This window comes from Gemella taiwanensis (assembly GCF_054054385.1).
Genome location: NZ_JBSMTL010000004.1, coordinates 1 through 12,390, shown reverse-complemented (window position 1 = coordinate 12,390; position 12,390 = coordinate 1). Strand labels below are relative to the sequence as shown.

Sequence of the window (12,390 nt, the reverse complement as noted above, 5' to 3'; positions counted from 1 at the left end):
CATATCAATTTTTATACACTTAATTCAATTATATCATATTTTTATTTTTTCTTTTATCTTTTTCTTTTATTTTAAATATAAAATCTATTATTCACTTGCATATGATTTAGTCTTTCATATAAAAATATGGTATAATATAGCTAATAGTATGCAATCTAAGGAGATTACAATGAAATTTAAGAAGATATTAACTTCTATGACTCAAACCCTTCTTCTTTCAATTGGACTGCTAATCAGTCTAAGCATGGGACTTGCTATTGGCTATGTAGGTGGCCTTGTAAAAGATCAACCCGTATTAACTCAAAAAGAAATGAAGGAACAAATAAATAACATTAGTAAGAACAGTGAAGTATACTTTGGTAGTGGAGAAAAATTAGGTACAATAAACTCCGAATTAATTAGAAAAACTGTTACTTACGAAGATTTAGGAGACAATGTCAAAAATGCAATAATTGCGAGTGAAGACTCTAACTTCTACTCTAATAGCGGAATTAATATTTTTGCTATACTAAGGGCAGCACATAGTGAAGCTACGGGAGCTAGAACATCTGGAGGAAGTACAATTACTCAGCAATTAGTAAAAAATCAGCTTCTTGACAATTCTAGATCTTATGAAAGAAAAGCGAAAGAAATATTACTAGCACTACGTGTAGATAGTCACTTCTCAAAAAATGAAATTCTTGAGAATTATCTAAATGTTGCTCCATTTGGAAAAAACAGTTTAGGTCAAAATATCAGTGGTATAGAAACTGCTGCACAAGGTGTTTTCGGTGTTCATTCTAAAGATTTAAATGTGGCACAAGCTGCATATTTAATCGGATTTGTTCAATCACCATATAAATACACACCTTTTGATGCGGCTGGTAATGTTCGACCTGATGAAGAACTTCAAGCTGGTCTAGATAGACAAAAATATGTACTTGATAGAATGGTTGCTAATGACTTTATCACAAAAGAGCAAATGGAAGAAGCTAAGCAATTCGATATTAAAGGTGCATTCACTAAACAAAAATATTCTGAATACACCGACTATCCATACATTCGTGATGAGGTTACTAGTTCAGTTGCTGAAATTCTAGCTGAACAAACAGCAGCAAGAAATAATAGACAAGAAGACTTTAAGACAAATTCTGACTATAGAAATGAATTAATAGAAAAAAGTCGAATCAAATTTATTACTGGTGGATATAAAGTAAAAACAACACTTGATAAGAAACTTTACGATACACTTCAAGAAACGAAAAAACAATTTGCTTCTTACCCTACTTATTCTTATGGGGGAGTTGTTTATCCATTAGAAATTGGAGCCTCAGTAATAGAAAATAATAGTGGTAAGATTCTAGCGTTTATCGGTGGTATGGATTACAATAAACAACAACTTAACCATGCTACAAGGACTCGTCGTTCTCCAGGTTCTACGATAAAACCATTATTAGTTTATGGACCTGCAATAGATAAAGGTTATATTACACCGAATTCAACGCTTCTAGATAAACGTTTCAACTACAACGGTTGGCGTCCTGAGAACTATGATAATTCACAACACGGTTATCTTCCAGCAAGACAAGCATTAGGAGGATCTCTTAACTTAGCAACAATAAGATTGTATTCTGCCTTCCAAAAAGAAGAACCTGTAAAGAATTACTTAGAGAAAATGGATATCGGCGGCCTTACAGACAGTGATAAAGAAAACCTAGCTACGGCTATCGGTGGTATGACGTATGGCTTTTCTGTAACAGAAAATACAAGCGCATTCTCTACTTTTGGTAATAAAGGGGAACATAAAAAAGCACACATCATTGAAGAAATTGAAAATAATGATGGTGAACTTGTTTACAAAGCTGATTTTTCACCTGTCAAAATCTATGAAGAATCGACAAGTTACTTAATCGTTGATATGCTTGGAGATGTTATTAATAAGAGCTATGGTACATCTAGAGATATGTCAAGTAAACTAAAATTTAGCTCAAAAAATCTATTTGTTAAAACAGGGACATCTGAATACTATAAAGACCTTTGGGTTGTTGGTGGTACTACTAAGGTAACTGTTGGACTATGGAATGGTTATGACAATCCTGCAAAAGTGCCTAGTTATGATTATGCGCAAAGAAGCTGGGTGGCTGTTATGAATGCTATATATGCATTAGATAAGAATATTCTTTCACCTGATACGGCATTCACGCGACCTAGCTCAGTTACTGAGTCTAGCATTAATCCTTACAACAATGCTAAAGGTGGAACAAAAGATCTTATCCCTACTGGATTTAAAGAACTATCTAAAGAAAAAACATTGGCTAAATTAGGTTCTAATATAGATAAGGCCGTTTCATTCGGAGATCCAGCAAAAGTAGTAGTTAAGAAACAAGAAGTTAAAAAAGAAGATAAAGAGAAGAAGGAAGACAAAGAGAAAAAAGAAACAAATAATAGTTCAGCCACTACAACTCCATCTTCTCCACCTCCTATCTTGAAACCAGTTGCACCTGGTGATAATTCAGATTAAACTAAAAAGTCAACATGAATGACATTTTCATGTTGACTTTTATTATTTCACTTTTTCTAGTACATCATAAAAAGATGGTAAATCATGTGCTTCAGCTATTTCTGACCAATTTCCTACATCGTCTAAACCTTTAGCATGCGTTAGCGTATAAATTGCCTTAGTTAATGTGTAAAATTCCTGTAATGGTTTTAATAAATTTTTAAGATTGGATTTGCTAGCATCTCCCATTACTTTTTCATAAAGTGTTGTCGCTTTTTTACTATCATTACAATTTATTACATCATCTGATATGATTCCTGAGTGCGCTAAATACAATAGATAATTATAAACTGCCTTAAACGTTCTGTATGAATCTGTAATTCCTACTTCACTAGAAGTTTTTACTCCTTTTTTATATGAAAAATTACTTATTTGTTGTTGAATTGGTGTTTTTATTTTTTCTACAATCAACCCTATAAATTCATCCGTCACCTGTTTTTGATTTTCTACTACATCATCTGGTGTAATATTTTTATCAATTAACCTATTATAATAATCACTGAAAATTTTATCCAGTTCATAGGTATCATCTTCTGTTAAATACTCTTCAGGCGCAACAAAGTTCTTTATTATCTCAGGAAACTCTATAGTTTTTCCTACATGAAATGTTCCTACTGTCATATTTAACGATTGTATAAAATCATTTTTTCTCACAAAATTATATATGTGATGGGCATTTTTCGCATAATAATTAGAAGTGAAATCCTGAAGTTTATTAGTCTCTTCTAAATCTTTTTCTAAAAAATACTCTTCCAATTTTTTATTAAATTTTTTATCATATTTTCTAAGTTGTTTTAACTGAGGTAAAGCTGTATTAAATGTGTAAACTCGTTGATATGTCTGTTTTAATAGTTCAACAGTAATTGCTATATGACCTCCAAGAGAGTGTCCAGCAGCAACTTTATAACAAGAGTCAAAGTTTACAATCTTTCTTTTTAAAAACTTAGTAAATTTACATGCAGAATCTATTTGACTAGTATTCTCACCTGAAACGATTCCTGTATAATTATAAAACCAATCGCTAATATCCTCACTCTCACTACCTCTATAAATGACAAGAAGCTCATTTATCCTTGGAATGTATATCGCCGTAGCTTGGAAACCATTTTTTGTAATCTTTGGAACTGATAGCCCACTATTATATACTTCAATATCCTCAAAAACTTCTCCAGTAACATCTTTTAAAATTCTTTTTATTTTATATTCTGCTGTACTCTGTTTTTTATTTCCTTTAATTAAATACTCATACTCTGTTAATTTAGCTACAAGTAGTGGATTATGAAAAAATCTTAACATAGTAAAATCACCTCTTTTATATAAAAATAATTATAACACATTTTATAGAGAATATAAAAATTCTATATCTTCCCAGTTAATGAGAAAATATAGAATTTTATTTTTACTATACGTTAAATCTAAATAACATGATGTCGCCGTCTTTTACTTCGTACTCTTTACCTTCAAGACGTACACGACCTGCTTCTTTAGCTTTTGGCATACTTCCATATTCAACTAAGTCATCATAACTTACAGTCTCAGCACGGATAAATCCACGTTCGAAGTCTGAGTGGATAATTCCAGCACATTCAGGAGCTAACATACCTTTTTTGAATGTCCATGCACGTACTTCTTGTACACCTGCTGTGAAGTATGTTGCTAATCCTAATAGGCTATAACTTGCTTTAATTAGTTTATCTAATCCACTTTCGTCAATTCCTAACTCTTCTAAGAACATTGCTTTTTCTTCATCTTCTAATGAAGCCATTTCTTCTTCGATTTTTGCACAAACTACGATAACTTGGCTTCCTTCACTTGCAGCAAATTCACGAACACTTGCTACGTGTTTGTTAGCATCAACGTCAAGTAAATCATCTTCACTTACGTTAGCAACATAAAGCATAGGTTTCATTGTTAATAAATGTAATCCTTTTGCGATTTTTTGCTCTTCTTTATCGAATTCTAAAAGTCTTGCTGGTTTTTCTTCTTTAAGAATATCACGCACTTTAGAAAGTACAGCAAATTCTGCAACAGCATCTTTATCTTTTTGTTTAGCTTGTTTTTCAACACGTCCGATACGTTTTTCAACACTTTCTAAATCAGCTAAGATTAACTCTAGGTTAATAACTTCAATATCGTATAATGGATCTACTCCACCAGCAACGTGAGTAATGTTTTCATCTTCAAAACATCTAACAACTTGACAAATTGCATCTACTTCACGAATGTGACTTAAGAATTTATTCCCTAATCCTTCACCTTTAGATGCACCTTTTACGATACCAGCAATATCAGTAAACTCAAATGATGTTGGTACTGTTTTTTTTGGTTCTACTAATTCTGTTAATTTATTTAATCTGTGGTCTGGTACTTCTACAATCCCTACGTTTGGATCAATTGTTGCGAAAGGATAGTTCGCAGCTAATGCTCCTGCTTTTGTAATTGCGTTAAAAAGTGTACTCTTTCCTACGTTTGGTAATCCTACTATTCCGGCTGTTAATGCCATAGTATCAATCACTCCTTTTCTTCATTAATTTCTTATATTACTTAGGCCTTGCCTACTCAACTTAACTATTATATCATAAAACGCAAAACTTATCATTTAATATTATGCTATTTAAAAATATTTTTGGTAATAATCATTAATTTCATTCATTAGTATATCAAAAGATACTAACTATTATAAAAGTACGTACTTTACAAAAAATATTTTAGTATGTAAAATATATTACAAGAGATAAAATCTATAAAAAAAATACTAATAGGATGGTAAAAACTTATGAAAAAATATAATTCAAACATTAAACTTGGAACTGCTACGCTTAATGTTGTAAACTTTGACAGACAACTCAAATTTTATACTGAAGTTATGGGAATGACTGTAATTTCTAAAAATGATATAGAGGCTACTTTAGGAACTTCAGATAATACTCCGCTTCTTCACTTGAAAAAAGTTGATGGCCCTCTAGTTCGTTCATATGGACTATATCACATAGCTTACCTAGTTCCAGATGAACAAAGTCTAGCGAATATCTTACGTCATTTTATTGATTCTAACGTTCCTTTAGATGGTGGATCTGACCATGGTTATAGTAATGCTCTATACCTAAGTGATATAGAAGGTAATGGAATTGAAGTTTATTACGATAAAGATGAAAGTATTTGGGATAGAAAAGAAGACGGTAAAATCATAGGAGTAACTGAACCTATAGATGCTACTCACCTACTTGATATTTCTGAAACTGTAGTACCTTATGTTTTACCAGTAGGAACTATCATTGGTCATGTTCACCTGAGTGTTCAAAACTCTACAGTTTCTTCTAATTTCTATCAAGATGTGCTGGGATTTAGTGATAAATTTACTGTAGCTAGTGCAAGTTGGATTGCTTATGGTGATTATCATCATCACTTAGCTGTTAACCACTGGGGTGGCCCTAACTTAAGTCTTAGACAAAAAGGAACTCCTGGTTTAGATTATTTTGAAATAATATTTATTGATGATATTGCTTACAACAAAATTGTAGAAAATATAAAAAATAATAACACTAAAATCATTAGTGAATATGATAATAAAATCATTATCAATGATCCAAATGGAATCGAAGTACACTTAATAAAAGAAATATAATATCAAAAAACTTAAGAGGGATGACTCAATAAAATCAATTTCTTTGAGTCATTCCCTTTAGTTATTAGTCGCTTATTTCCATAGCTTTATGATATAATAAGAATATTATTTTATCAGAAGGAGGACCCATGCAGGATTTTATAGCACAATTTGGTAGCTTTGCACCTATAGTTTTTTTAATACTAGCATCTATATTACCAATATTTTTATTTCCACCGGGGATATTTTCTGCGATTGGTGGTTATTTATTTGGTTTTACTCATGGTTTTATCCTTTCAATAATTTCTTCAATAATCTATACTAGCGTTATGTTTATCATCTCAAGATACTTCGCAAGTGATTACGTTGAAAAATACTTAGCTAAAAAACTATCAAAAAAACAATACGATACGATTTTTGGTATAAGTGAAAATAAACTTATGATATTTTTAATAATTTACAGATTAATCCCAGTTCTTCCAAATAGTGTTATTTGTTACTCATATGGTTTAACTAAGATATCGTTTAAAAAGTATTTTATAGGTAATATTATAGGTTTAATTCCTGGAAAAATGATTTGGCTACACTTCGGAACTACTCTAAATAATATTGGAAGTATGGAATTTTTATATGGAATAATTATACTTTTAGCATTTATTTTTATCAGTTCAAAAATATCGAAAAAATTTAATAAGTAACAAAAAGCTAGTAAATCTTAACTCAAGATTCACTAGCTTTTTATATTATGAATGTTTTTCAACTATTTTTTTAATTTTTTTGTTAAACTCACGTCTTGGCATCATAATGTTATTATCACACTTCAGGCATTTTATCTTTATATCTGCCCCCATACGTGTAATTTGCCATCTATTTGTGCCACAAGGGTGTTGTTTTTTCATTTCAACTATGTCATTTAATTCATATTCCATAAGCCAACCTCCTATTTTTCTTCATTTGAAGTGAGTAGTGATTCAAACTCTTTATAAAAATCACGTCTTAACATTGTTTCCACTTTATTTTTCTTACCAACTTTCGCCTTACCAACGACTTTTATTGTAATAACATTATCAGCTATATTTTCTATATTATCTATATGTAATTTATCATTTTTATATAATAATTCTCGATATTCTTTACTAGAATTAGCTGAGTTTATTACTTTATTTACGCGCTCCTCACTTTTTTCAATAGTTTCATCGATTTTTATCGGCAACTCTACTAAGGCTAAATTATACATTAATGAATAGTTTACAACCTGATTAATAGTTCCATTAGGAATGAAATATACTTCTCCATCTTTTGATCGTATTTTCGTAGAGCGTAAGCCAAGTGACATAACGTCCCCTCCAGCAATAAAAGCTGCCTGGTTGTATATTTTAACATTATCTCCTACATCAAATTGTCCTTCAAGAATGATAAAGAACCCCGAAATAATATCCTTAACTAAGCTCTGAGCACCAAAACCAATAGCAACAGAAGCAATCCCAGCACTAGCAACTATACTCGTCGTATTAACTCCTAAAATAGACAAAACTTGGAAAAAAGCAATAAAATAAATTGAATAACGAACTGCGCTTTTTACAAGCTTATGTAACGTCTCTGATCGTTTCTCATTAAACTTTATATTAAATTTCTTATTAGCATTATCTCTAGTCGTCATAACATAATCGATAATCTTATTAAATATTCGCACTAATATCGATGCTACAATGAAGATACCTATTATAATTAGAAATTTTTCTAAAATTGTAATCAATAAATCTGTATTATTTATTGTACCTTTAATTTTTTCAATAAAATTCATAATTATTCATCCTTGAATAATGAAATAATACGTTCAAACTCATCATTATCTTTGAACTCAATTTCAATCTTACCTTTTTTATTACGACCTTGTTTAATAGTTACAGAAGTTCCTAGGAGTTTTTTAAGATTATTTTCTTGTTCTTCTATAAAAATATCCTTAACTTTTGGTTTCTTAACTTCTTTTGGTTTTAATAACTTCGCTACATATTCTTCTAACTCACGAACTGACATTTTTCTATCAATTACTAAAGCACAAACTTCTTCCATAGCTTTTTTTGTTTTTAATGAAAGTAAAGTTCTTGCGTGAGCTGCACTTATTAACCCTTGCTCAAGCTTATTTTTTATTTCTGCAGGTAATTTTAATAGTCGTAAACTATTGGCGATATATGGTCTACTTTTTCCAAGTTTCTTAGCCAATTCTTCTTGAGTTAATGACATTTTATCCATCAGATTTTTATAACTTTCTGATTCTTCTAATGCTGATAAATCCTCACGTTGTAAGTTTTCTAGGACCGCAAAGATCATCATTTCTTCATCAGTCATTTCTTTAATAATAGCTGGAATTTCTTTCTTACCTAGCAGTTCAAAAGCTCTATATCGACGTTCACCAGCTATGATGTAATAACCTTTTACTGCTTTTTTTACAATAATAGGCTGTAATAATCCATTTTTTTCAATAGATTCTTTTAATTCATTTAACTTCTCTTCGTTGAAATAAGTACGAGGTTGATATGGATTTTTCTTAATCTCTTCTAATGAGATTTCTACTATTTTATCATTATCAGTAGTTAATTCTACATTTTCAGTAGCAAAAATTGCATCAAGACCACGACCTAATCCCTTACCTAGTTTCTTAGCCACGCTCAATCACCTCTTTAGCTAATGATAAATATTGTTTTGCACCATTAGAATTTTTAGCATATTCAATAATTGGTTCACCAAAACTTGGCGCTTCGCTTAAGCGAACAGTTCTAGATATAACAGTATCAAATGCTTTATCTTTAAAGTGATCTCGAACTTGTTCAGCTACTTGATTAGATATATTAGTTCTACTATCTGTCATAGTAAGCAAGACACCAAAAATATCTAATTTAGAGTTCAAGTGCTTTCTAACTATATTAAATGTATTCATAAGCTGGCTAAGCCCCTCTAGAGCGTAATATTCAGTCTGCACTGGAATAATTACTCCATTAGCTGCAGTTAAAGAATTTAACGTAATTAGACCTAAAGACGGTGGGCAGTCGATTACTACATAGTCATACTCACCTTTAATTTCTGAGATTGCATTTTTCATACGTTGTTCACGACTAATCGCTGAAACTAGTTCAACTTCTGCACCTGCTAATGCTATGCTAGAAGGAACTATGTCTAGGTTCTCATAAGCTGTTTTTTGAATAACATCATTAATATTAACTTCGTCAACAAGTATATTATAAATTGATTGTTCTATAGCCGCTTTATCTACACCTACACCACTCGTAGCATTAGCCTGTGGATCAGTATCTATTAATAATACTTTTTTCTTTAAATGTGCTAAAGACGCAGCTAAATTTATTGAAGTAGTTGTTTTTCCCACTCCACCTTTTTGATTACATATCGCTAAAATTTTCATCTTTTACCTCTTTATTTACATATCTTGGTATGGTAACTTTGATAACCACACTATCCATATTTTCTTCTTCTTCTTTATTAAGACTAATATTATACTTTTCTTCTAATTTTGCTATTTCTTTTGTAAGTTTTGCTATAACTTTTTGACCATCATAATTTACCACAGTATTGAAAACTTTAATATCTTTTTTAATCTTCAAATAAGTATCAATTTTTTCCTCAGTTTGAGAAACATTTAAATTTTGTGATAAAATCTGAACTAAAAGTTTTTCCTGAGCAGAAGCATCTAATTTTACCATAGCACGCCCATGTCGCTCAGTAATTTTCTTAGTGTTAATAGCATCAATTACTTTATCACTTAATTTCAATAATCGTAACTTATTAGCAACAGTAGCCTGTGTTTTTCCTAAAGATTTTGCTAGTTCATCTTGAGTTAGTTTATTTATACTTAGAAGCTCTTGATATGCATGTGCTTCTTCTATAGGCGTTAATTCTTCCCTTTGTATATTTTCAATTAAAGCCAAAGTCGCCATTTGTTCATCCGTTAACTCTTTTACAATCGCCTTAGTTGTTGGATACTGTAAATACTTAATAGCTCTTAGCCTTCTTTCACCAGCTATAAGCTCGTAAAAGCCATTCCCTATATCACGAACTGTAATAGATTGAAGTAATCCATTTTGTTTAATAGACTCAGCCAGTTCTTTAATTTTTTCTTCTGTAAATTCTCTTCTAGGCTGATATTTATTAGGAACAATCTTTTCAACTAATATTTCTCTAAGGAAATCATCATCTGAAATACCGACTTTCTCAGCTCTTTGTGTTAAATCATACAGTTTACTAAATGGTTTTACACTTTCACTCATATTTTACCTCCTATGGCACTTATATACATTAATACAATAACATAATTAATATCTTTTGTCAAAAGTATTTCCCAAAAAATAAAACACAATAAGCATTATATTTTAGGTCTTTTAAAGAATATTTCCTGAGAATATTAGTTATTTAATAAATTTTTTGCATAAAAAAAGTGCAATCATAAATGATTACACTTTAAACAGGGACGGCAGGAATCGAACCCACACCAAAGGTTTTGGAGACCTTTGTTCTACCGTTAAACTACGTCCCTAAGAATGGTGGGAAGAAGTGGATTCGAACCACTGAACCCTAAGGAGCGGATTTACAGTCCGCCGCGTTTAGCCTCTTCGCTATCTTCCCAAATATAAAAAAATGCCGGCCAGAGGACTTGAACCCCCGACCTACTGATTACAAGTCAGTTGCTCTACCAACTGAGCTAGGCCGGCAACATGGTGCCTCGAGACAGAGTCGAACTGCCGACACATGGAGCTTCAATCCATTGCTCTACCAACTGAGCTATCGAGGCATTATTAAATTTTTACATAAAAAAATGGCGGTCCCGACGGGAATCGAACCCGCGATCTCCTGCGTGACAGGCAGGCGTGATAACCGCTACACCACGGGACCTAGTTATTAAAAATTGCGGGAGATGGATTTGAACCATCGACCTTTGGGTTATGAGCCCAACGAGCTGCCAGACTGCTCCATCCCGCGATAATAAAAATGGAGGAGGAAAGGGGATTCGAACCCCTGCGAGCTTTTACACTCCTGTCGGTTTTCAAGACCGATCCCTTCAGCCGGACTTGGGTATTCCTCCTTGATAAATGGTGGACTCTGCAGGACTCGAACCTGCGACCGATCGGTTATGAGCCGATAGCTCTAACCAACTGAGCTAAGAGTCCGTGTTCCTAGAGAATTCACTAACTATTATTGGTGGCGGCAGAGGGGATCGAACCCCCGACCTTACGGGTATGAACCGTACGCTCTAGCCAGCTGAGCTACGCCGCCAATAAAGGCTTAAATTCATTATTTAAAATGGTGGAGCCTAGCGGGATCGAACCGCTGACCTCCTGCGTGCAAAGCAGGCGCTCTCCCAGCTGAGCTAAGGCCCCAAATCAATAATGTTTATATATTCTTTTCAATGGTCGGGAAGACAGGATTCGAACCTGCGACCCCTTGGTCCCAAACCAAGTGCTCTACCAAGCTGAGCTACTTCCCGTTTGCTTAAATGGCGCGCCCAAGAGGAGTCGAACCCCTAACCTTTTGATCCGTAGTCAAACGCTCTATCCAATTGAGCTATGGGCGCTAATATAATGGTGCCGAGGACCGGAATCGAACCGGTACGGTATTGCTACCGCAGGATTTTAAGTCCTGTGCGTCTGCCAGTTCCGCCACCCCGGCACTATATTAACTATTGGAGCGAAAGACGGGATTTGAACCCGCGACCCTCACCTTGGCAAGGTGATGTTCTACCCCTGAACTACTTTCGCGAATATTTAGAAATGGTGCGGGTGAAGGGAGTCGAACCCCCACGCCGTGAGGCGCTAGATCCTAAGTCTAGTGCGTCTGCCAATTCCGCCACACCCGCAAAAGAATGGTGAGCCATGAAGGACTCGAACCTTCGACCCTTTGATTAAAAGTCAAATGCTCTACCAACTGAGCTAATGGCTCTAAATAAATGGTGCCGGCCAGAGGACTTGAACCCCCGACCTACTGATTACAAGTCAGTTGCTCTACCAACTGAGCTAGGCCGGCATAAATGGTGGAGGTTAACGGGATCGAACCGCTGACCCCTTGCTTGTAAGGCAAGTGCTCTCCCAGCTGAGCTAAACCTCCGAATCAAAAGCCTGGCAACGTTCTAGTCTCACAGGGCGTAAGCCCAACTACATTCGACGCTAAAGAGCTTAACTTCTGTGTTCGGTATGGGTACAGGTGTGTCCTCTTCGCTATCGCCACCAGACGAAAACTTCAT

At 33.5% G+C, this 12,390-nt stretch carries 10 protein-coding genes, 18 tRNA genes and 1 rRNA gene; 3 read left to right on the top strand and 26 right to left on the bottom strand.

Annotated features, from left to right (window positions below):
• The first annotated feature begins 169 nt into the window (after positions 1-169).
• Positions 170-2,500, top strand: coding sequence for a transglycosylase domain-containing protein (locus tag ACWOA3_RS04515; protein WP_456884317.1), 2,331 nt, complete (start codon positions 170-172; stop codon positions 2,498-2,500).
• Between the two features lie 42 nt (positions 2,501-2,542).
• Here ACWOA3_RS04515 and ACWOA3_RS04510 read toward each other — a convergent pair whose 3' ends face one another.
• Both ACWOA3_RS04510 and ychF read right to left on the bottom strand, forming a co-directional pair.
• On the bottom strand, positions 2,543-3,835 hold the full coding sequence (locus ACWOA3_RS04510; RefSeq protein ID WP_456884315.1) for a DUF6792 domain-containing protein: 1,293 nt from the start codon (positions 3,833-3,835) through the stop codon (positions 2,543-2,545).
• 106 nt (positions 3,836-3,941) lie between these two features.
• Complete coding sequence (gene ychF, locus ACWOA3_RS04505) at positions 3,942-5,042, bottom strand: redox-regulated ATPase YchF (RefSeq protein WP_003147405.1); 1,101 nt, start codon at positions 5,040-5,042, stop codon at positions 3,942-3,944.
• A gap of 273 nt (positions 5,043-5,315) precedes the next feature.
• On the opposite strand from ychF, the gene ACWOA3_RS04500 reads away from it, so the two are divergent.
• Together ACWOA3_RS04500 and ACWOA3_RS04495 are read left to right on the top strand one after the other, a co-directional pair.
• Positions 5,316-6,164, top strand: a complete 849-nt coding sequence (locus tag ACWOA3_RS04500; protein ID WP_456884313.1) for a VOC family protein — start codon at positions 5,316-5,318, stop codon at positions 6,162-6,164.
• A 128-nt stretch (positions 6,165-6,292) separates the two neighbouring features.
• Entirely contained in the window at positions 6,293-6,841 is a 549-nt protein-coding gene (locus ACWOA3_RS04495) for a TVP38/TMEM64 family protein (protein ID WP_456884311.1), read from the top strand.
• Positions 6,842-6,886: 45 nt separating this feature from the next.
• Here ACWOA3_RS04495 and ACWOA3_RS04490 read toward each other — a convergent pair whose 3' ends face one another.
• The 24 genes from ACWOA3_RS04490 to rrf form a co-directional block, all read right to left on the bottom strand.
• Positions 6,887-7,072 carry a DUF951 domain-containing protein gene (locus ACWOA3_RS04490; RefSeq protein ID WP_003147408.1) on the bottom strand — a complete coding sequence of 62 codons (186 nt, stop codon included), beginning with the start codon at positions 7,070-7,072 and terminating at the stop codon, positions 6,887-6,889.
• Positions 7,073-7,083: 11 nt separating this feature from the next.
• A complete protein-coding gene (locus ACWOA3_RS04485) occupies positions 7,084-7,947 on the bottom strand; it encodes a mechanosensitive ion channel family protein (protein WP_003147409.1) in 864 nt (287 codons plus the stop codon).
• A 2-nt stretch (positions 7,948-7,949) separates the two neighbouring features.
• Complete coding sequence (locus tag ACWOA3_RS04480; RefSeq protein WP_003147410.1) at positions 7,950-8,810, bottom strand: ParB/RepB/Spo0J family partition protein; 861 nt, start codon at positions 8,808-8,810, stop codon at positions 7,950-7,952.
• Positions 8,803-9,561: a ParA family protein gene (locus ACWOA3_RS04475; RefSeq protein ID WP_003147411.1), complete on the bottom strand. Its 759-nt coding sequence runs from the start codon at positions 9,559-9,561 to the stop codon at positions 8,803-8,805. Before ACWOA3_RS04475 ends, ACWOA3_RS04480 begins: the two co-directional genes overlap by 8 nt.
• Entirely contained in the window at positions 9,539-10,423 is an 885-nt protein-coding gene (locus tag ACWOA3_RS04470) for a ParB/RepB/Spo0J family partition protein (protein ID WP_456884308.1), read from the bottom strand. The genes ACWOA3_RS04475 and ACWOA3_RS04470 overlap by 23 nt, the downstream gene beginning before the upstream one ends.
• Positions 10,424-10,618: 195 nt before the next feature.
• Positions 10,619-10,689: transfer RNA gene (locus tag ACWOA3_RS04465), tRNA-Trp, on the bottom strand.
• Positions 10,690-10,694: 5 nt separating this feature from the next.
• Positions 10,695-10,778, bottom strand: a tRNA-Tyr gene (locus ACWOA3_RS04460).
• A 13-nt stretch (positions 10,779-10,791) separates the two neighbouring features.
• Positions 10,792-10,864, bottom strand: a tRNA-Thr gene (locus tag ACWOA3_RS04455).
• A 4-nt stretch (positions 10,865-10,868) separates the two neighbouring features.
• Positions 10,869-10,944: transfer RNA gene (locus tag ACWOA3_RS04450), tRNA-Phe, on the bottom strand.
• A gap of 25 nt (positions 10,945-10,969) precedes the next feature.
• Positions 10,970-11,045, bottom strand: a tRNA-Asp gene (locus ACWOA3_RS04445).
• A gap of 13 nt (positions 11,046-11,058) precedes the next feature.
• Positions 11,059-11,132, bottom strand: a tRNA-Met gene (locus ACWOA3_RS04440).
• A gap of 10 nt (positions 11,133-11,142) precedes the next feature.
• A tRNA-Ser gene (locus ACWOA3_RS04435) sits at positions 11,143-11,235 on the bottom strand.
• An 8-nt stretch (positions 11,236-11,243) separates the two neighbouring features.
• Positions 11,244-11,320, bottom strand: a tRNA-Ile gene (locus ACWOA3_RS04430).
• Positions 11,321-11,349: 29 nt separating this feature from the next.
• A tRNA-Met gene (locus ACWOA3_RS04425) sits at positions 11,350-11,426 on the bottom strand.
• Between the two features lie 28 nt (positions 11,427-11,454).
• Positions 11,455-11,530: transfer RNA gene (locus tag ACWOA3_RS04420), tRNA-Ala, on the bottom strand.
• Positions 11,531-11,560: 30 nt separating this feature from the next.
• Positions 11,561-11,637, bottom strand: a tRNA-Pro gene (locus tag ACWOA3_RS04415).
• A 10-nt stretch (positions 11,638-11,647) separates the two neighbouring features.
• Positions 11,648-11,724: transfer RNA gene (locus ACWOA3_RS04410), tRNA-Arg, on the bottom strand.
• A gap of 8 nt (positions 11,725-11,732) precedes the next feature.
• Positions 11,733-11,819, bottom strand: a tRNA-Leu gene (locus ACWOA3_RS04405).
• Between the two features lie 14 nt (positions 11,820-11,833).
• A tRNA-Gly gene (locus ACWOA3_RS04400) sits at positions 11,834-11,908 on the bottom strand.
• A gap of 13 nt (positions 11,909-11,921) precedes the next feature.
• Positions 11,922-12,006: transfer RNA gene (locus ACWOA3_RS04395), tRNA-Leu, on the bottom strand.
• A 7-nt stretch (positions 12,007-12,013) separates the two neighbouring features.
• Positions 12,014-12,089: transfer RNA gene (locus ACWOA3_RS04390), tRNA-Lys, on the bottom strand.
• A gap of 8 nt (positions 12,090-12,097) precedes the next feature.
• Positions 12,098-12,173, bottom strand: a tRNA-Thr gene (locus ACWOA3_RS04385).
• 5 nt (positions 12,174-12,178) lie between these two features.
• A tRNA-Val gene (locus ACWOA3_RS04380) sits at positions 12,179-12,254 on the bottom strand.
• A 9-nt stretch (positions 12,255-12,263) separates the two neighbouring features.
• Positions 12,264-12,378 (bottom strand): 5S ribosomal RNA (gene rrf, locus ACWOA3_RS04375).
• Positions 12,379-12,390: the final 12 nt, after the last annotated feature.

Bases quoted from the DNA above. Each gene is read 5' to 3' on its own strand.
- ACWOA3_RS04515 (WP_456884317.1), top strand. From the start codon at position 170: ATGAAATTTAAGAAGATATTAACTTCTATGACTCAAACCCTTCTTCTT.
- ACWOA3_RS04510 (WP_456884315.1), bottom strand. From the start codon at position 3,835: ATGTTAAGATTTTTTCATAATCCACTACTTGTAGCTAAATTAACAGAG.
- ychF (WP_003147405.1), bottom strand. From the start codon at position 5,042: ATGGCATTAACAGCCGGAATAGTAGGATTACCAAACGTAGGAAAGAGT.
- ACWOA3_RS04500 (WP_456884313.1), top strand. From the start codon at position 5,316: ATGAAAAAATATAATTCAAACATTAAACTTGGAACTGCTACGCTTAAT.
- ACWOA3_RS04495 (WP_456884311.1), top strand. From the start codon at position 6,293: ATGCAGGATTTTATAGCACAATTTGGTAGCTTTGCACCTATAGTTTTT.
- ACWOA3_RS04490 (WP_003147408.1), bottom strand. From the start codon at position 7,072: ATGGAATATGAATTAAATGACATAGTTGAAATGAAAAAACAACACCCT.
- ACWOA3_RS04485 (WP_003147409.1), bottom strand. From the start codon at position 7,947: ATGAATTTTATTGAAAAAATTAAAGGTACAATAAATAATACAGATTTA.
- ACWOA3_RS04475 (WP_003147411.1), bottom strand. From the start codon at position 9,561: ATGAAAATTTTAGCGATATGTAATCAAAAAGGTGGAGTGGGAAAAACA.
- ACWOA3_RS04470 (WP_456884308.1), bottom strand. From the start codon at position 10,423: ATGAGTGAAAGTGTAAAACCATTTAGTAAACTGTATGATTTAACACAA.